This window comes from Acidovorax sp. GW821-FHT09A11 (assembly GCF_059418365.1).
The window spans coordinates 153140-171403 of the sequence record NZ_JBWKPS010000009.1; the positions used below are offsets into that span (position 1 = coordinate 153140).

Annotated in this window: 14 protein-coding genes and 1 tRNA gene; 8 read left to right on the plus strand and 7 right to left on the minus strand. The window is 67.6% G+C overall.

Annotated elements, in window-relative coordinates; all coding sequences use genetic code 11:
* Positions 1–123: 123 nt before the first annotated feature.
* A complete protein-coding gene (locus AC07PV_RS20660; protein ID WP_218295976.1) occupies positions 124–786 on the minus strand; it encodes a c-type cytochrome in 663 nt (220 codons plus the stop codon).
* 106 nt (positions 787–892) lie between these two features.
* Here AC07PV_RS20660 and AC07PV_RS20665 point away from each other — a divergent pair, with 106 nt between their 5' ends.
* From AC07PV_RS20665 to AC07PV_RS20700, 8 genes are all read left to right on the plus strand, one after another.
* Positions 893–1747 (plus strand): AAA family ATPase, encoded by an 855-nt coding sequence (locus AC07PV_RS20665; protein WP_218295977.1) that lies wholly within the window; start codon positions 893–895, stop codon positions 1745–1747.
* A 10-nt stretch (positions 1748–1757) separates the two neighbouring features.
* Entirely contained in the window at positions 1758–1994 is a 237-nt protein-coding gene (locus AC07PV_RS20670) for a hypothetical protein (protein ID WP_218339591.1), read from the plus strand.
* Positions 1995–2010: 16 nt separating this feature from the next.
* On the plus strand, positions 2011–2613 hold the full coding sequence (locus tag AC07PV_RS20675) for a GNAT family N-acetyltransferase (RefSeq protein ID WP_492253811.1): 603 nt from the start codon (positions 2011–2013) through the stop codon (positions 2611–2613).
* 18 nt (positions 2614–2631) lie between these two features.
* Positions 2632–3819: a vWA domain-containing protein gene (locus AC07PV_RS20680; protein ID WP_218295980.1), complete on the plus strand. Its 1188-nt coding sequence runs from the start codon at positions 2632–2634 to the stop codon at positions 3817–3819.
* Positions 3820–3944: 125 nt separating this feature from the next.
* A complete protein-coding gene (locus AC07PV_RS20685) occupies positions 3945–5879 on the plus strand; it encodes an autotransporter assembly complex protein TamA (RefSeq protein WP_494631191.1) in 1935 nt (644 codons plus the stop codon).
* Between the two features lie 11 nt (positions 5880–5890).
* Positions 5891–10234 (plus strand): translocation/assembly module TamB domain-containing protein, encoded by a 4344-nt coding sequence (locus tag AC07PV_RS20690; protein WP_494631192.1) that lies wholly within the window; start codon positions 5891–5893, stop codon positions 10232–10234.
* A gap of 50 nt (positions 10235–10284) precedes the next feature.
* Positions 10285–10359 (plus strand) — tRNA-Arg (locus AC07PV_RS20695).
* Positions 10360–10964: 605 nt separating this feature from the next.
* On the plus strand, positions 10965–12200 hold the full coding sequence (locus AC07PV_RS20700; protein ID WP_494631194.1) for a tyrosine-type recombinase/integrase: 1236 nt from the start codon (positions 10965–10967) through the stop codon (positions 12198–12200).
* A 122-nt stretch (positions 12201–12322) separates the two neighbouring features.
* On the opposite strand, the gene AC07PV_RS20705 is transcribed toward AC07PV_RS20700, so the two are convergent.
* From AC07PV_RS20705 to AC07PV_RS20730, 6 genes are all read right to left on the minus strand, one after another.
* On the minus strand, positions 12323–13375 hold the full coding sequence (locus AC07PV_RS20705) for a DUF4062 domain-containing protein (RefSeq protein ID WP_494631196.1): 1053 nt from the start codon (positions 13373–13375) through the stop codon (positions 12323–12325).
* Between the two features lie 194 nt (positions 13376–13569).
* Positions 13570–14310 carry a hypothetical protein gene (locus AC07PV_RS20710; protein WP_494631198.1) on the minus strand — a complete coding sequence of 247 codons (741 nt, stop codon included), beginning with the start codon at positions 14308–14310 and terminating at the stop codon, positions 13570–13572.
* Positions 14311–14333: 23 nt separating this feature from the next.
* Positions 14334–14714: a hypothetical protein gene (locus AC07PV_RS20715; protein WP_494631200.1), complete on the minus strand. Its 381-nt coding sequence runs from the start codon at positions 14712–14714 to the stop codon at positions 14334–14336.
* A gap of 26 nt (positions 14715–14740) precedes the next feature.
* The gene (locus AC07PV_RS20720) at positions 14741–15094 is read right to left on the minus strand and encodes a hypothetical protein (protein ID WP_494631201.1); all 354 of its coding nucleotides are present in this window, start codon (positions 15092–15094) and stop codon (positions 14741–14743) included.
* A gap of 10 nt (positions 15095–15104) precedes the next feature.
* Entirely contained in the window at positions 15105–17924 is a 2820-nt protein-coding gene (locus AC07PV_RS20725) for a hypothetical protein (protein ID WP_494631203.1), read from the minus strand.
* Between the two features lie 14 nt (positions 17925–17938).
* Positions 17939–18264: toprim domain-containing protein (locus tag AC07PV_RS20730; protein WP_494631205.1), on the minus strand; the 326-nt coding region annotated here is incomplete at its 5' end.

Consider the following 18264-nt stretch of genomic DNA (forward strand, 5'->3'; position numbering starts at 1 on the left):
GCAACCGTTCAAAAATACCAGCGTCCCGTGCCGAAGCTGACCCTCAGCCGCCCGTCATGCCCCGCCACCAACAAAAACGCCCCTCGCAGGAGGGGCGTCTTCTTGGTGGCACACCGCAGCGGCTCAGCGGAAACGCGATTGCGGCACCACGTGCAGGTCGCCGTCGATGCCGCTGATGTAGCCCGACAGCGCCTTCAGCTCCGCATTGGTGAACTGCTTGGCCACGCCGCCCATGATGGCGTTGCTGCGGCCCACGTTGGGGTTCTTCTCGGCCTTGTAGGACTTGAGGGCCACGAAGAGGTAGTCCGCGTGCTGGCCCGCGATCTTGGGGTACGAGGGGTCGATGGGCTTGGCGAAGTTGTCGCCGTGACACGAAACGCAGGCGCCCTTCTTCAGAAGCTCGGCCACCTGCACGCTGGGTTCGCGACCAGGCTTGGCGGGCAGTTCGGCCCCCGTCTTGCCATGCTGCTCATAGTAGGCGGCCACGTCGGCGATGTCCTTTTCGCTCAGCGAATCCGCGATGCCGCGCATGGTGGGGTGCTTACGCTCGCCCTTCTGGTAGGCCACAAGCGCCGAGGCAATGTACTTGGCGCTCTGGCCCGAGATCATGGGCACCTTGTGCACTTCGGGAAAGCTGGCCTGGTAGCCCGGAATGCCGTGGCAGCCAATGCACATGGCAATCTTCTGCTTGCCGGCTTCCACGTCGCCTTTGGCTTCCTGGGCATGGGACAGGGCGGTCACGGAAGCGACAGCCAGGGCAAATAGCGTGGTCAGCGTTTTGTTCATTTTGCGCGCACAATCTCGTGGAAGTTCAGCTCTGGGCTCTGATCAACCGCCGATTATAGCCAGCGCCTGTCAAGCCCATTCATCAACGATCCGGTGATTCGCCCCCATGAAATTCCAAGGCTCCCAGAACTACGTCGCCACCCAAGACCTGATGCTCGCCGTGAACGCGGCCATCACCCTGCAACGCCCGCTGCTCATCAAGGGGGAGCCGGGCACCGGCAAGACGATGCTGGCCGAGGAAGTGGCCCAGGCGCTCGACATGCCGCTGCTGCAATGGCACATCAAGTCCACCACGAAGGCGCAGCAGGGCCTGTATGAGTATGACGCGGTCAGTCGCCTGCGGGACAGCCAGCTGGGCGATGGCGACAGCGCCGAGCGCGTCAAGGACATCCGCAACTACATCATCCAGGGCGTGCTGTGGCAGGCCTTCACGGCCGACCGCCCCGTGGCGCTGCTGATCGACGAGATCGACAAGGCCGACATCGAATTCCCGAACGACCTGCTGCGCGAGATCGACCGCATGGAGTTCTACTGCTACGAGACGCGCGAGCTCATCAAGGCCAAGCACCGCCCGCTGGTGTTCATCACCTCCAACAACGAGAAGGAGCTGCCCGACGCGTTCCTGCGCCGCTGCTTCTTCCACTTCATCAAGTTCCCCGAAGCCGACACGATGCGCCAGATCGTCAACGTGCACTTCCCCACGCTCAAGAGCGAGCTGCTGGGCGTGGCGATGAAGACGTTCTACGACGTGCGCAACCTGCCTGGCCTGAAGAAGAAGCCCTCGACCAGCGAACTGCTCGACTGGCTCAAGCTGCTGGTGGCCGAAGACATTCCGCTGACCGCGCTGCAAAGCGCCGACAACAAGGTGGCCGTGCCGCCGCTGGTGGGCGCGCTGCTCAAGAACGAGCAGGACGTGAGCCTTTTCGAAAAGCTGGTGTTCATGAACCAGCGGAACCGGTAGTCCCCCCGCCATGGCCGCACCCACCACCCCCTCCCTCATGGACGGCATCGCCGACGCCATCGGCTTTGTCGGCGGCGCCCTCGCCGGTTTCTGGCTGGGCCAGTGGCTGGGCCTGGACATCTTCGCACCGGGCTACGGCAACAAGGCGCTGGGGGGCATCGCCCTCGTGGGCCTGGGCGGCGGCCTGGGCCTGCATGCGGCACGGCGCTGGCAGACGCACCGGCGCAACAAGCCTTCCAAGGACTGATGAAGGGCAACGACACATGGCCTTTGTAGAACCCGTCACCCTGCGCGACCGCGGCATCCGCCTGGAACCCCTGGCGCTGTCCCACGAACACGGCCTGGCCGCCGCCGCCGCCGATGGCGAACTGTGGAAGCTGCGCGTCACCTCGGTGCCCGAGCCCCAGGACACGCGTGCCTACATCGAGATGGCGCTCAGGATGCGCGAGGACGGCAACCGCTTCGCGTTCGCCGTGGTGGAGGATGCCAGCGGCAAGGTCCTGGGCTCCACGAGCTACCACGACATCCTGCCCGCGGTGAAGCGCGTGGAGATCGGCTACACCTGGTACCGCCAGAGCGTGCAGCGCACCCACGTCAACACCACGTGCAAGCTGATGATGATGGGCCACGCCTTCGACACGCTGGGCAGCCATGTGGTGGGCTGGCGCACCGACAACTACAACTTCGCCTCGCAAAAAGCCATCGAGCGCCTGGGCGCCAGGAAGGACGGCGTGATCCGCGGCCACGCCCTGCGCCGCGACGGCACCGTCCGCGACACGGTGATGTACAGCATGCGCTCGGGCGAATGGCCCGAAGCCAAGGCGCAGCTGCTATACCTTTTAGAGCGCCACACGCTTTCCCAGTAACCGCTGGAGGCCAGAACCATGCTCATCGACTTCTTCTACACCCTGCGCTCGGCCAAGCTGCCGGTATCGGTCAAGGAATACCTCACCCTGCTCGAAGCCCTGCAGGCTGGCGTGGTGGGCCCCAAGTCCGACGATGCCTGGAGCCTGGACGACTTCTACAACCTCTCGCGCCTCACGCTCGTGAAGGACGAGAAGCACTACGACAAGTTCGACCGGGCCTTCGGCGCTTACTTCAAGGGCGTGGAGATGGTGGCCGACTTCACCAAGGAGATCCCGGCCGACTGGCTGCGCAAGATCCTGGAGAACGAGCTCACGCCTGAACAGAAAGCAGCCATCGAGAAGATGGGCTGGGACGAACTCATGGAGACGCTCAAGAAGCGGCTCGAAGAGCAGAAGGAACGCCACGAGGGCGGCAGCAAGTGGATCGGCACGGGCGGCACCAGCCCGTTTGGCCACGGCGGCTACAACCCGCAGGGCGTGCGCATTGGCGGCGCGGGCAAGAACAAGAGCGCCGTGAAGGTGTGGGAGCAGCGCGCCTACAAGGACTACGATGACCAGCAGGAGCTGGGCACGCGCAACATCAAGGTGGCCCTGCGCCGCCTGCGCAAGTTCGCGCGCGAGGGGCACGAGCTGGAGCTGGACCTGCCCGACACCATCCGCAGCACGGCCGCCAACGCGGGCTACCTCGACATCAAGATGGTGCCCGAGCGCCACAACAACGTGAAGGTGCTGCTGCTGATGGACGTGGGCGGCACCATGGACGAGCACATCCAGCGCGTGGAGGAACTCTTTTCCGCCGTGAAGACGGAGTTCAAGCACCTGGAGTTCTACTACTTCCACAACTGCGTGTACGACTTCATGTGGAAGAACAACCGCCGCCGCTTCGCGGAGAAGTTTCCCACCTGGGACATCATCCGCAAGTACAACAAGGACTACAAGCTGATCTTCGTGGGCGACGCGACCATGAGCCCCTACGAGATCCTGCAGCCCGGCGGTAGCGTGGAATACAACAACGAGGAGGCGGGGGCGGAGTGGATCCAGCGCCTCACGCACGCCTTCCCCAAGCACGCGTGGATCAACCCCGAGCCCCAGGGCGTGTGGCAATACCGGCAAAGCATCAGCATCATCCAGCAGCTCGTCGGCAACCGCATGCACCCGCTGTCGCTCAAGGGGCTCGAAGAGACGATGCGGCTGCTGTCCAAGTAGGCAGGGGCGCCCGCGGCGCGCACCGGTCCATCGCGCGTAACTGTCTGACACAGGCGGTCTTATTTTCGGTGCATAGTGGCGGGGCAAGGCCTGCGGGCCACGTTCCACTCCAATACCGTCCTGTCGTGCATTTCAGCATCCCGCGCCCTACCGCCACATCTCCAACGCCGGCCCCGTGGCCGGCGTTGCTGCTTTTCGGAGCGCTGGCCCTGCAGGGCTGCAGCCTGCTGCCCCGCGCGGAGGAACGCGACGCCCCGGCGCCCGCGCCGGTCATCGCCGCATCGGATGCGCCGTCGTTCAACGTGCAGGTCAAGGCCCCGGACAGCGTGCGCGAGACGCTGGAGCGCCACCTGGAGCTGCAGCGCTTTCGCAATCTGCCCGACCTGCACGCCAACGAGCTGCAGCGCCTGCTGGGCGCGGCCGACGCCAATGCGCGCGAACTGCTGGGCACCATGGGCTACTTCGCCCCGACCATCACGGTGGAGCTGACCGACACCCCCGACAGCAAGACCGCGCCGCGCACCGTGACGGTGACCGTGGAGCCAGGGCCCCAGACCCGCATCGCCAGCGCGGACATCGACTTCGCGGGCGCCGCCAGCCCCGCCATCGCCGGCACGCAGGCGCAGGAAAACGACGCTGCCGACACGAAAGCCAGCCTGCGCCAGCAGCAGCGCGTGCAGCGCGACTGGTCCCTCTCGCCCGGCCAGCCATTCACCCAATCGGCCTGGGATTCGGCGAAGACCGACGGCCTGCGCCAGCTTCAGGCCCGCCGCCACCCCACCGCGCGCATTGCCAGCAGCCGCGCGCAGGTGGATGCCGACAAGCACGAAGCCAGGCTGAGCGTGACCTACGACCCCGGGCCGGTCTACCGCTTCGGCCCACTGCGGGTCGATGGCAGCCAGCGCTACGACCCTGACGGCGCACGGCGCCTGGCGCGGCTGCCCACGGGCGCGGTCTACGACGAGGCCGAACTGCTGGACGCCCAGCTGCGCCTGGCCAGCAGCGGCTACTACGACGCGGTGTTCCTCACGCTCGACACCGAGGGCACCGACCCCCAGGCCGCGCCCATCGTTGCCCAGGTGCGCGAAGCCCCGCTGCAAAAGCTCGTGTTCGGGCCCGGCTTCTCCACCGACAGCGGCGCACGCCTGTCCCTGGAGCACATCCACAACCAGCTGCCCGGCTTGGGATGGCGCGCCGTGAGCAAGCTGTCGCTGGACCGGGAGACCAAGCTCGCGGGCACCGAATGGACCGACCTGCCAGACAACCGGGGCTGGCGCTGGTTCGCGGGCGGCCAGCTGCAGCGTGAATCGACGGGCGACTACGAAGTCAACAGCGGGCGCCTGCGCTCGGGGCGCAGCAAGAGCACGAAGCACATCGACCGCAACTACTTCCTGCAGTACGACTACGCCAACAGCCAAGGCCTGAACGCCCCGCCATCTGGCACGGCCGTCAGCGTGAACTACGGGTGGACGGGCCGCTACTTCAACAACCCCACGGCCCCCACGCGGGGCCACGGGATTGCCGTGGAACTGGGACTGGGCACCACGCTGCGGCCCGAGCGCGACCCGTTCGTGCGCACGCTGGTGCGGTGGCAATCGTTCCTCCCGGCGGGGCGCGTGCAGGACGCGGCGGGCGTGGCCCGCAGCGCCCGTGTGGCGCTGCGGGCGGAAGCCGGCGCCGTGGTGGCGCGCGATGGCGCGCAGATTCCCGTCACCCAGCTTTTCCTGACCGGTGGCGACACCACCGTGCGCGGCTACGGGTACCGCAGCATCGGTGCGCGCACGGACAACGGCCAGCTCTATGGAGGCCGCTACCTGGCCGTGGGCAGCGTCGAATGGCAGCGGCCCATCGTCTACGGCGGCGCCATGACCGACTGGGAAAGCACCCTGTTCGTGGACGCGGGCGCCGTGGCGGACCGCATGGGGGACCTGGACCCGCGCGTGGGCGTGGGTGCCGGCGTGCGCTGGCGCAGCCCCGTGGGCCCCTTGCAGGCCGATCTGGCCTACGGCGTGAAAACCAAGGAACTGCGGCTGCACCTGCGGCTGGGTTTCAGCTTCTGATGGCCGGGCGGATGCACCCCGACACCCCCAAGCCCCACGCCCGCTCCTCGGACTTCAGCGCCGGGGCGTCGTCTTCCGGGCCGCGCCCGCCAGCCCGGCGCGCGCGCCGCGCCGCGCGGGCCGCGGGCTGGCTTCTGGTGGCCCTGGTGGCGTTGATGATCGCCGCCGTGGCGGCGGTGTGGTGGTGGACGGGCAGCGGCACCTCGCTGGCCACGGCGCTCGCGCGGGCGGCCCGCTACCTGCCGGCCGGCCAGCAGCTGGAAAGCCGCGAGGTCACCGGATCGCTGCGCCAGGGCGGGCACATCGGCTGGCTGCGCTGGAGCAGCCCGGCCCTGGCCGTCGAGGTCACCGACATCCGCCTGGGCTGGCAGCTGGCCCCCCTGCTGCAGCGGCGGCTGGAACTGGGCGAAGTGCATGCCGCGCGCGTGCAGATCACGCCGCAGGGCAGCCAGCCCGATGCCGAACCCGCCACACCCCTCACGCAGCTTGTGCTGCCGCTGCACATCGGCGTGCCGTTTCGTGTCGACCAGCTGCAATGGGCCGGATCGCCCGCCGTGCAAGCGCTGGGCCTGGCGGGCGACTACCGGTTTGACGGCCGCGAGCACCGCCTGAACATCGACAGCGTGGAGCTGGCCCAGGGCCGCTACAGCGCGCGGGCCACCCTGGGCGCACAGGCCCCCATGGCACTGGATGCCAGCGTGGATGGCACCGTGCACACCGCCGTGCCTGGCGGCGAACCCGCCATGCAGGTGCAGGCGCACGCCACGCTGCAGGGCACATTGGCCACCGCTTCGGCGCGCTTGCAATTGCAAGCGCGTGTAAGCCCCTCCCCCGGCACCTCCACGCCCGCGCCAGCCCCGGGCACGCGGGGACCCCGGGCTCCAGCGTCGCCCACCAAGGCGCCCGCCCCCGCCCCAGCGCAACCCATGCAGGCCGATGTGCAGGCCACGCTCGCGCCCTGGGCGACCCAGCCCCTGCGGGCTGCCAGCGCCACGCTGCACGCCATCGACCTCGCGGCGCTCTGGCCCCAGGCGCCGGCGACCCAGTTGCACGGCACCGTGCAGGCGGGGCCAGGACCGGCAGGCGGCGGCACCCACTGGTCGGTGCAAGCGCAGCTGCACAACGAGCTCCCAGGCCCCTGGGACCAGGCACGCCTGCCCCTGACGGCCCTGCGGGCCGACGCCCGCTATGACGGCACCCGCTGGACCGTGCCTGCCGCCACGGCCTCGGCCGGCGATGGCACGGTGACGCTGCAGGGCCACTACACCCCGGCCACCCACGCGATGGAAGGCGAGGCCCAGGTGCGCAACCTGCGCCCCGACGCACTGCACACCGCCTTCGCGGCCGCCCCCTTGGCGGGCCGCCTCAGCGCGCAGACGGCGCAGGGCGACACCGTGCGCTTCACGGCGGACATCCGCGCCGCCGCGGCGGGCAGCCGGGCGGCGGGCGGCCGGGCTTCCGCCCTGCGCATCAACACCTTCACCGCGCAAGGCCACTGGCAGCCCGCCCCGCCCCCGCAGGCCGGCACTGGCGGCACGTTGCGGCTCGAACGCCTGCTGCTCGACGCCCTGCAGGCGCGCGCCGAGGCCACCGACCTGCGCATCGCGCTCGGCGGGCCGCCTTCCGTGCAGGGCCAGATGGTGCTGACAGTGCCCGGCGCCACCGCCCGTGCCCAGGGCCATGCCGCGCCGCTCGCCGGTGGCGGCGACCTGCAGGTGCAGTGGAGCGACATCGACACCACCCAGCGCTGGCTGGCCAGCCTGCCGCTGGCGGGCGGCACGCTGCAAGGCGCCATGCAGGGCATCTCCGCCAAGGGCGCGGGGCAGCTCACCGCCCGCTGGAAAGGTGGCTGGCAGACGCTGGTGCGCCAGCTGCAGGCGGCCGGCGGCGGCAGTGCGCCGCCAGCGGGCAAGGACACCTTCGAGCTGCAGGCCACCCTTGGCACCGCGCACATGGAACTGTCGCTGCCGCCCGCGCCAGGTACCGGCCGGGGCGCCACCGCGGTACAGCTGCACGCCGTGAAGGCCGAGCTTTCCGGCACCCTCGCACAAGCCGCGCTGTCGCTGCAAGGAGAGGCCCGCATGGATGCGCCCCAGGGCGCACAGGCCCACCGCCTTGCGCTGCAGACCCGCCTGACCGGCGGGCTGGCCGCCCCCGCGCAGTGGCAGGTACAGGTCGGCGAGATGCGCCTGCAGGCGCAGGACACACAGCGCCCCGGGCCATGGACCCTGCAGCTGTCCGAACCACTGCACATCACCGCGCGAACCCCGGGCACCGCCCCGTTGTCGGTGGAAACCTCCGCAGGCCAGGCCCGCCTGAACGGCCCGCTGCCGGGCACCGTGGTCCTGCGCTGGCAGCCCGTGCGCGTGGCCTCCGGGCCCGCGCTGCGGGTGCAGACCCAGGGCACGCTGCAGGGCCTGCCCATGGCCTGGGTCGACGCGCTGGGCGCGGGAGATAACTCTGCCGCCGCGGGCCGCCCGGCCCAGCCCCTGCTGGCCCGCATGGGCCTGGCCAGCAGCATCGTGCTGGACGGCCAGTGGAACGTGGACACCACCACAGCCAACCCGCGCGCCAGCGCCAGCCTGCGCAGGGCCAGCGGCGACCTGCGCATCCTGGCCGGAGACCCCACCGCCGTGACGGCCGTGCAGAGCAGCGGCCAGGGCAAGGGCGCGGGCGCCGCCACCGCGATCGCCACCGAGGCCTCGGCAGCACCGGCGGGAGCGGGCACGGCAGCGGGTGTGCGCGAGGCCGAGGCCACCCTCGATCTGGACGGCGAAGCCCTGCGGGCGCGTGTGCGGTGGATGAGCGAGCGCGCCGGAGAGATCGACGCCAGCGTGAACACCCGCCTGTCACTCGCGGGGCCCGCGGCCGCCTCGCCCCCCGCACCCGCTCGGCCGGGCGCGGCAGACGCACCACAGCGCACCGGCACCGCAAGCCTTGCCTGGGCACCGGATGCGCCACTGGCTGGCACGCTGCGCGCGCGCCTGCCCGACGTGGGCGTGTGGTCGGCCCTGGCCCCGCCCGGCTGGCGCGTGCGCGGCACGCTGGACGCGAGCGCCACCCTGTCGGGCACCCGCAACGCGCCGCGCTGGTCGGGAACCCTGGGCGCGGACGACCTGGCGGTGCGGTCCGCCGTGGACGGCGTGGACCTGCAGAGCGGCCGCCTGCGTGCCACGCTGCAAGGCAACCAGCTCGACATCACCGAGTTCCGCCTGCAGGGCGGGCGCGGCAGCGGCGCGCGCATCGCGGGCTTCAGCGGCAACCGCACGGCCGCGCCGCAGGACGGCGGCACCCTCACCGGCACCGGCCGCATCACCTGGGGCGATGCCGCCAACGGCCTCTCGGGCATTGCCATGGGTTTTCAGGCGGAGGCCAAGGCCCTGCAGGTGCTCGTGCGCGCAGACCGGCAGATCAGCGTGTCGGGCCAGCTGCAGGCCCAGCTGCAGCAGGGCCAGATCAGCCTGCGCGGCAAGCTCACCACCGACCGGGCCACCATCATCCTGCCCGACGAAAACGCCCCCAGCCTGGGCTCGGACGTCGTCGTGCGCTCGGCCGCCAAGGACCGCGAGGACCAGGCCAGGGCGCAGGCCGCCGCGAAGGCCAGCCAGGTGGCGGCGCAGGCAGAAACCGCCAAGCCGCCCGACATCGCGGTCACCCTCAACCTGGGCCGCGACTTCGCGCTGAGCGGCCATGGCATCACCACCCGGCTGACGGGCGAGGTGGACATCCGCAGCAGCGCCGTGCCCGGCGCCCCACCCCGCGTGACGGGCGAGGTGCGCACCGAGGAAGGCCGCTACCGAGCCTGGGGACAGATGCTGGACGTGGAGACCGGGCTCATCCGCTTCAACGGCCCGTACAACAACCCGTCGCTGGACATCCTCGCGCTGCGCCCCAACATCAGCGTGCGCGCGGGCGTGCAGGTCACGGGCAGCGCCCAGGCCCCCCGCGTGCGCCTGTATTCCGACCCCGAACTGCCCGACGCGGAAAAACTCTCGTGGGTGGTGCTGGGCCGCAACGCAGCCGCGGGCGGCGCCGAGGCCGCCGTGCTGCAGCAGGCCGCGCTGGCGCTGCTGGGGAGGGGCGGCAACAACAACACGGCGGCCAACATGGCCAGCCGGGTCGGCCTGGACGAGATCGGCTTCAAGGGCCCCGGCTCCGGCGAAGACGCCAGCGCCGCCGCCCTCACCTTCGGCAAGCGCCTGTCCAAGGACCTGTACGTGACCTACGAACGCAGCCTGTCGGGCACGCTGGGCACGCTGTACATCTTCTACGACCTCTCGCGCCGCCTCACGCTGCGCGGGCAGACCGGCGAGAAGAGCGCGGTGGACATCATCTACACGGTGAAGTACGACTGAGGCCCCACCTCCGGGAAGGCACGCGCGGCCCCACTACAATGCGCGGCTGCCTCCTCGTAGTTCAATGGATAGAACGAGTGCCTCCTAAGCGCTAGATACAGGTTCGATTCCTGTCGAGGGGACCAATTACCAGTCCGGAAGCGTCCACACGCTTCCGGACTTTTTTATTTCCCCTTTGAAAACAGCATCTTAGCTGTCCATGGCAGTCCAGGGCAATCCACCGCCACCTACGGAGTTTGGGGGCACATCCGGGGGCACTTTTTTCAGAACTGGGGGCATATGGTGCCCCCAAAGGTGCCCCCTAGGAGATGCCCCCAGCGCCGGGGGAAGAGTCGGCAGCCTTAAAACGGGGCTCCGGTATGCCAGTTCCACGCTCTCGCCATGGCTGGAAGACAAAACACTTGCTCGCGCTTGGACGGTCGGCAAACCCCTCAAAGCCTACAAACCCCACCAGCCAGCCCTGGTCCACGTGCCCCGAAAGCAGGCCGCGGCCCTTTTCACTTGCTCGCGCTACGACGGTCGGCAAACCCTCCAAAGCCTACAAACCCCACCAACCCACCCGGCCTGCAGGTCTGCGAATCGTCCCGCTGCTTTTTCACTGGCTCGCGTTTCGTCGGAAAAAAACCCTTCAAAACCCACCAAACCCTACCAAGCCACCTCGGTCGGATGGCACACTGATACTGTGTTTAATCACAGCATCCGGCGATGGCCAGCGGGCTGCACGGTATCCATGCCCAAGCGAATCCTCGAAAAAACCTCTCTGGAAGTCTCCCGCCTGCGCAGTGACGGCTCTTACGCCGTGGGCGGAGTGTCTGGCCTGTATCTCAAGATCGAAGGCGGCTCGCGCGCCTGGGTGCTGCGCTATGTGCACGGTGGCCACCGCCGCCGCATGGGCCTGGGCAGCTATCCGCTGGTCGGCCTGGCTGAGGCGCGCGAGGCCGCCCGCAACGCCCTCAAACTGCGCCTCGGCGGCGTGGACCCGCTGCAGGCCCGGCACGATCAGCGCGAAGCGGCCCGGCTGGCCATGGCGCGGCAGGTGCGCTTTGATGACGCGGCCGAAGCCTTCATTACTGAACACGAAGGCACATGGCGCAGCCTCAAGCATGCAAAGCAATGGCGCAGCACCCTGGCCACCTATGCATTCCCCCATATCGGCCACCTGCAGGTGGCAGACATTGGGCAGGCCCACGTGCTGCAGGTGCTGGCCCCCATCTGGAAGACCAAGACGGAGACCGCCTCCCGGCTGCGCGGCCGCATCGAGCAGGTGCTGGACTGGGCCACGGCCCATGGCCACCGCACTGGCCCCAACCCTGCCCGCTGGCGCAGCCAGCTCGAACACATCCTGGCGGACCCGAACAAGCTGGCACCGGTCAAACACCACGCGGCCGTGCCCGTGGCCATGCTGCCCGGCACCTACCAGCGGCTGCTGGCCATGGATGGACAGAGCGCCCGCGCGCTGTGCTTCCTGATCCTCACGGCCGCACGCTCTGGCGAGGTGCGCGGCATGGTCTGGAGCGAGGTCGATCTGGAGGCCGGTCTGTGGACGGTGCCCGCCGAACGGATGAAGTCCCACAGGGAACACCGCGTGCCCCTGTCGCGCGAGGCGCTGGAACTGCTCAGGGCGCAGCCGCGCATCCCTTCAGTCGAGCATGTGTTCCCCTCCAACCGCAAAGGCCCGCTGTCCGATATGGCCCTCACGGCCTTGATGCGGCGGCATGAACTGGGTGCCGTGCCGCATGGCTTTCGGTCAACGTTCAGGGACTGGGCCGGGGAGATGACGCACCACGCGCGCGATGCCGTGGAGCTGTGTCTGGCCCACGCGATTGACACACGGACCGAAGCCGCCTATCGGCGCGGGGACATGCTGGAAAAGCGGGTGGCCATCATGCGGGATTGGACGGGCTATGTTGCCTCTGGGTGCCCTCTGCAAGAGGAGGTGGCAAGAGGCTCCGCAGCTGACGGATGAAGGCCCAACAAGGGTCACAACAGCACCCTCTCTTTGGCCTTATGACATCCGCCCGATCAACCAGCTATGCAATCGGCTGCTGAAGGCCTTGTACATGCTGGCCCCCAGTTCGTAGAGGCAGGTTATGCCACGTCAGTAGCGTTTGAAAGAATATCAGAATCTGCAGTCTTCTTACTTGTGCGTATGGCTTGGGCGGCGATAAGTTGTTGATGTCCTCGCTCAGTCAAGCGCCAATATGTGCTCTTATCTGAGACGGTTCTACGCTTAAGGCCTGGAGCCATATAGCCTAGCGCTTGCAGTTGAATTTTAACTCTATCCACAACAACAGTTGCCAAAACAATTCTGTCAAATGAAAGTTTGTTTCCAGGGGAACTCTCTGCATTATGAAAAGCACACAGTTTGAGTTTGTCATTGAATTCAGCTTCTGTGCATTCGTTTACTAGTGCTGGCCCAACATACCGCAGTATCGTATCCCAACTAACCAAAACTTTTTCCAGTCTGAATTCGCCCTTTTCAACGCGCCGAACGCTAGGACTAATATTAAATAATTCTGTACCGCTTGCAAGATCTTCCGGGCTTATCGCTTGTGAGGGTGCACTGGTTGCTGCCGCAGTTAATTCAGCGACCTTAGCTCTCAAGTTGGCAAGTTCAATCTGCATTGCTTCGGTTGCCGCAAAGCGACCTCTAACCCAGCCCTCAGCCGGGTGCGTCTTTCGCATATTCACTAAGCTTCTAGATACAAGTCCACCTAACTCGGCGGCCGTAGTCCATGCTTTGCGGTGATGGGCAGCCTCCACTTTCACGCGAAACTCTTCGAGTTTTTTTCTTCCTTGCTCACTCTTCTCGGTCTTTGACGTCGGTAGATTTTCAACATTACTATGCATAAAAGCCATAATTGGCTTCTTTTGGGACAGAGCGTAATCGTACTCTTTTTCTGTAAAACTAACACCCGCACCATCCATACTTCCGTACCGACCAGCGAGCACAAGACAGTAATAGTCGGAGTCATCAATAACCCCTTTTATCAAATCCCAAGCCTCGCCATCAGTCGCAGGGAAAAGCTCCATCCCCGCAGGGATGCAATCAAGCTCCAGAAGCGCTTGAATTATTTCTGCTCGCTCCTCTTTTAAGTCCGCAAAAGTTGAAGAAATAAAGACCTGATGACGCTTTTCCATGAGCTCTCCTTGAATATTAGAATAAATCGAACATCACCTATCCTACGATGAGCAAAGGGCGGTTTACCTCAGCTCGCTCAGTAGCGCAATGATTGATCTTTACTTATAGACGTCATGCTATCAACAATTCTGTTTCTTCAAAAAACACGAAGCAGCCTCTACCACTTCGCGCCCTTTCACAGACTGAACCAGCGTTACAGCACCACCTCCCCACCGCGCCGCACCTTGTGAATCTGCGCAGGCGTCAGCACATCCTGCGCCGTCAGCGCCCCCAGGTCGAACACCCCCAGCACCTCCACCTGCGGCCGCGCGCCGTACTCCGGCAGCCCCTCAGCCATCGCCTTCAAGCCATCGAGGATGAACGCCCACCGCGCCGCCACCATCTCCTCGCGAAGGGCCGCAGAGCTGGGCGGGCGCCCCAGTGAATCCTCGTGCACGCTGGTGCTGCAAGGCGCATGCGCCGCCAGCGCCATGGCCCTGGCCACCGCCTCCCCGGCCTCCTGCAGCACCTTGTAGCCCTCGGCCCGTGCGTGCGCCGTGTAGGCCCGCTCATACGCTGCCGCATAGGTGTGCGCCTGCCTGCTGGCCTCGGCCGCCAGCGCCTGCAGTTCCTTCGCTCCTTTGGCCTGCGCCACCCGCATCACCTCGGCCATGGCCTGCGCATCGTTCTTGCGGTTGAGCGCACTGCGCGTGGCCGCATCGCTGCTCTCATACCCACCGCTGGCAAACGCTGCATGGAAGGCATCCGAAGCCGCATCGGCTTCCGCTTCGGCCGCCTTGATCTTGCGCCCCAGCAGCTCCTGCGCGGCCTTGGCCTGGGCAAACCTCGGGCCTGCATCGTTGTCGTAGGCCGTGCGTGCGCGTGCCAGCTCGGCCAGGGCTTCGTGCAGCGCAGCCTGGGCGCTGCGGGCGTGGTGTTGAACATCGAACTTCATGAATCACTCCTTGTGGACTGGGGTTAAAAAAACACGCGGGAAGAAAGGGTTGAAGGCGGCGCGGCCGCAGGCTGTGGCGGCTCCTCGGGTGCGAGCCACTGCCCCGCGCCGCAGCCCTCCAGATGCCTGCGCGCCACCTGCTGCGCGGCCGGGGTCAGCTTCGGAAACAGGGAGCGCACGGCTTCGCGCAACTGCTGCAGCTCGCCCTGCTCCGACCGCATCGCATCGATGCGCGCCTGCAGCGTGGCGGCCGTGCGCATGGCCTTGTCGAGCTGGGCCGCGAGGCGCTGCACCTGGGCCACGCTCTCGCGCTCCTGCGCAGTGGCAGGCACCACAGCACGCAGCGCCTGCAGCTCGCGCTGGCGTTTTCGCCGGTGCTTGCGCTGCCGCTCTGCATCCGTCATGGGGGTTGGCTTGTTGCTGCGCATGGTCAGTACGGCAACGCGCAGAACCGATGGCAGCGCTGCAGCACGTCCTTGTGCGGCGTGTACCACTCGGGCACGCCCGGCAAGCGCCCTTGCGCGGCCATGGCGCAATTGCCCTTGCGCTGCAGGTGGTAGCAATCGCGGCAGCGGTGGCGGTCGTCTTCGAGCACATCCACGGCTGCGGCCGACAGCAGCGCCAGCAGGCCGGGTTTGTGTTCTCTGATTGCCTTGCTGGTGGCTTCATCCAGCCACACGGCGGGCCACACCTGCAGGTTGCCCTCGGCCGTGGCCGACAGGTGCAGGCCCTTGTGGCGCAGGCGCTCCAGCAGCGCAGCGGCGGCGGTGGTGTTCTCGCTCATGCTGCGCCCCTCAGAACGTGGCCACGTCGTCGGCCGCAGGCATGGCCATGGCCTCGGCCGCAAGGTTGCGGCTTGCCGACTGGTGCACAGCCCAGTGCAGCAACCCGGCCCGGTGACCGATGCGCACGAACCGTTTGCCGTCCACGATGCGCCCCTGCATGCGCTCTATCCAGCGGCCCAGCATGCGCGAATTGATCTTGCCCGCCTGCCCTGCAATGTCATCCATCGCCATGGCCAGGAGCGCGTCGGTGTCGCTGCGCCGGATGGCACCGCCCACGGTCGTTTGATCCGGTCCAAACGCTGCAAACCATGCCTCCACCAGCGCGCGCAGCTTGGTGGTTTCCGGGTCTTGCTCGAAGGCGCGTGCGGCCGCTTCCATGGGGTCGGCCAGTGTGGGCAGCCCTGCCCCTTCGGGTGTGCCCGCGATCGCGGCCACCTGCTGCGCCAGCCAGCAGATGGGCTGGCGCACCAGATCATCCCAATGCTCAAAGCTGGCCGTGCGCCCCTTGGCCATCTTCGGGCGCCCTGCAGTGATGTAGGCCCGAACAATCGTCAAAGCAGCCACCACATAGGCCAGCCGGTCCGTCTGCACCATCTGAGCCGGGTCGAACGAGAAGTCCCGCGTGTACGGTGTCTCGCTCTGCGCGTCGATGCGCGCCGTCAGCACCCTTCGGCAGGTGTCCGACGTCATGCGCAGGTTGTTGCCCGTGGCGATGAACAAGGCCCGGTTGGGCAGCGTGATGGTTTCGCTGCTGCCCAGCACCCGGTCGGCAAAGGTGGGCGCGGTCAGGAAGGCATCGAGCGAGGCAGAGCCCAAGGGCTCGCGCACGTTGTCCCACAGCACCACGCGCTGGCCTTCGCGCAGCACCGCAAACAGGCGCTTGCGCGTTTCTTCGTCGGTGTCGGCCGGGGGCAATATCGAAGGCTCCGAGCCCATGGCCAGGATGCCGATACAGCGGGCCAGCAGGGTTTTGCCGCTGCCTGCGGCCGGGGCATCGAAGCCCACGCCGGGCGCGGTGGGCAGGCTCGCCCGCAACGCGGCCGACAGCAGGCCGTGCAGCGCCACGCCGTTGGCCACCGCATCCACCAGCGGGAACAGGGCCAGCGGTGCCCACAGAAAGCGCAAGGCTGCCAGGGCGTCCGGCACGGTCGGTTTGACCGGCACGCGGGGTGGGCTCGGGTGTTCACAATAGAACAGCAGGCCCGATGCCTCGTCGTGGCCAGGGCGGTCCAGAATGCTGCCGTCAATGCGCAAGGTGGGCGCAGTGACCACCGCCACCAGCTTCTTGAACCCGCGCTCGCCATGCTTGGCCAGGATGGCGCGGGCCACGCTCAAAGGGGCATCCTCGGGGCCTTCTTCGGGCGCTTCCTCGCCATCGGCCTTTCTGCGGTGGCGCATCGAATAGAACTCGCACACCCGGCCCATGTGGTCGGTCAGCCAGTCGGGTGTGACCGGCCGGGCCTTGCCGTCACTCACGTAGGCCACGGCGCCCTCGCCATAGTCGAACAGCTCGCCGCGTTCCTGCAGCACGGCCAGCACCGCATCGGTCGTGGCCACACGCATGCCGCGCCCCACCTGAATGCGGGCACTCTGGCGCAACAGCTCAAAGCGCATCCCGCCATGGCGGTGGGTGAACAGGTAGGGCCTCTGGCCGCTCTTGAGGTTGACCACGGCCACGCGGGTGTCGCTGTCCGGGTCCAGCGGGTCGGCAAACTGGGCGTTGTGCCAGCGCTCCGGGCGGTCGAGGATTTCTCCGACGGACACGGGCTTGCCCTGCTCTGCCATCAGCACAAAGTCGCCCATCAGCACGCGCTGGGCGCTGGCGCGCTGCAGCACGTCGCGGGCCTTGTCCACGGGGATGCCCCGGCGCTTGGCCAGGGCCGGGGCGTTGGTGGCCACCCAGCGCTCGCGCTGGGCTGCGCACTGCCCCGCCAATTGAACCCGTGCGGCCTTCTTGAGCGCCTGGGCCTGCTTGTGCGTGTCGGCATCGTGCGGGATCAGCGCGAGGTCGAACAGGGCCAGCGGGTCGCCAAAGATGCGGGGCGCGGCGTGCGGCCGCTGCAGGCTCTTGCCCAGCAAGGGCGGCGCGCAGAAGTCCAGGCGCTCGGGCTGCCACACGCTGGCATCGATCAGGGTGCGCTCCAGCGCCTGCCCGGCCCGGCCAACGTCGAACCAGCCGTGGCCAGCGGCCCAAAGAAGCTGCACCAGGGCGCGCCCGGCCTCGGGGATGCGTGACGCATCGCGCACCGGGATATACAAACGATGCCGGGTCAGCGCCGACAGCTCGCGGCCGTCTACCGTGCACACGCCTGCGGAACAGCTCGGGCGCCAGAGCATGGGCGCGTCAGCAAGGGCCGGGCAAGCCTCTATCAGGCGCTGGCGGAACACATCCGCAGACAGCTCGCCATCGGGCGCGCCGTCATGGTCCAGCATCAGCACGCCAGGGCCTACGGGGTAGGCAAAGTGCCTGCGGGTGCGGGAGATTGCACCCGGTGTCTCTGGCACTTCGCGCTCGGGGACGATGGGCACGCTGGCACCTGCAGCAGCGTCGCACACGCCCCAGCTCGTGGCCTGTGCGGGGTCCAGGGTTTCCAGCACATCGGCCAGTTCCTGCAGGCCGTGCGCCACCGTTCGCACCGCGCTGCCGCGCATCATGTTGGCCGCGCTTTCCTTGTGCAGCGTGCCGTCGGGGGCCAGGGTCAGAACCTTGGTGAGGCGGTCGGGGACTGTCGCCGTGAAGACGGTGAACTGCAGGGCGCCAGAGGGTGGCGCGGATGGGGTGTTTTTTGCAGCGTCCGATCTGGGTGCGCTGGCCTTTTTTGTAGCCATGGTGGGGTCGTTTTCTAAAGCCGGGTGGCGGTGAATCGGGGGGTGTGGTGGGTGCCTTCGCTACCGTTGGTGCTGGCCATGTCGGCCACCATCGGGAAGACCTGCAGGCCGCAGGCGCTGGCCTTGCGGGCCAGCTCGGCGGCGCTGCGCCATTGGTCGGGGTCGCGGGTATCGATGAACACATGCAGATGACGCAGGCCACGGGGCCAGCGCGCATGCGCGAGCAGCGCGGCATCGGGCACGGCCCACACCGGCATGCGTGCGGCCTGGGCGATGCGCAACGCCGTGGAGATGCCCACGGCCATGCCCATCACGCGGCTGGTGCTGTCTGCAGGGGCCA

Bases quoted from the DNA above. Each gene is read 5' to 3' on its own strand.
- AC07PV_RS20725 (WP_494631203.1), bottom strand. From the start codon at position 17,924: ATGGCTACAAAAAAGGCCAGCGCACCCAGATCGGACGCTGCAAAAAAC.
- AC07PV_RS20660 (WP_218295976.1), bottom strand. From the start codon at position 786: ATGAACAAAACGCTGACCACGCTATTTGCCCTGGCTGTCGCTTCCGTG.
- AC07PV_RS20705 (WP_494631196.1), bottom strand. From the start codon at position 13,375: ATGGAAAAGCGTCATCAGGTCTTTATTTCTTCAACTTTTGCGGACTTA.
- AC07PV_RS20680 (WP_218295980.1), top strand. From the start codon at position 2,632: ATGCTCATCGACTTCTTCTACACCCTGCGCTCGGCCAAGCTGCCGGTA.
- AC07PV_RS20670 (WP_218339591.1), top strand. From the start codon at position 1,758: ATGGCCGCACCCACCACCCCCTCCCTCATGGACGGCATCGCCGACGCC.
- AC07PV_RS20715 (WP_494631200.1), bottom strand. From the start codon at position 14,714: ATGACGGATGCAGAGCGGCAGCGCAAGCACCGGCGAAAACGCCAGCGC.
- AC07PV_RS20710 (WP_494631198.1), bottom strand. From the start codon at position 14,310: ATGAAGTTCGATGTTCAACACCACGCCCGCAGCGCCCAGGCTGCGCTG.
- AC07PV_RS20675 (WP_492253811.1), top strand. From the start codon at position 2,011: ATGGCCTTTGTAGAACCCGTCACCCTGCGCGACCGCGGCATCCGCCTG.
- AC07PV_RS20665 (WP_218295977.1), top strand. From the start codon at position 893: ATGAAATTCCAAGGCTCCCAGAACTACGTCGCCACCCAAGACCTGATG.
- AC07PV_RS20720 (WP_494631201.1), bottom strand. From the start codon at position 15,094: ATGAGCGAGAACACCACCGCCGCCGCTGCGCTGCTGGAGCGCCTGCGC.
- AC07PV_RS20690 (WP_494631192.1), top strand. From the start codon at position 5,891: ATGCACCCCGACACCCCCAAGCCCCACGCCCGCTCCTCGGACTTCAGC.
- AC07PV_RS20700 (WP_494631194.1), top strand. From the start codon at position 10,965: ATGCCCAAGCGAATCCTCGAAAAAACCTCTCTGGAAGTCTCCCGCCTG.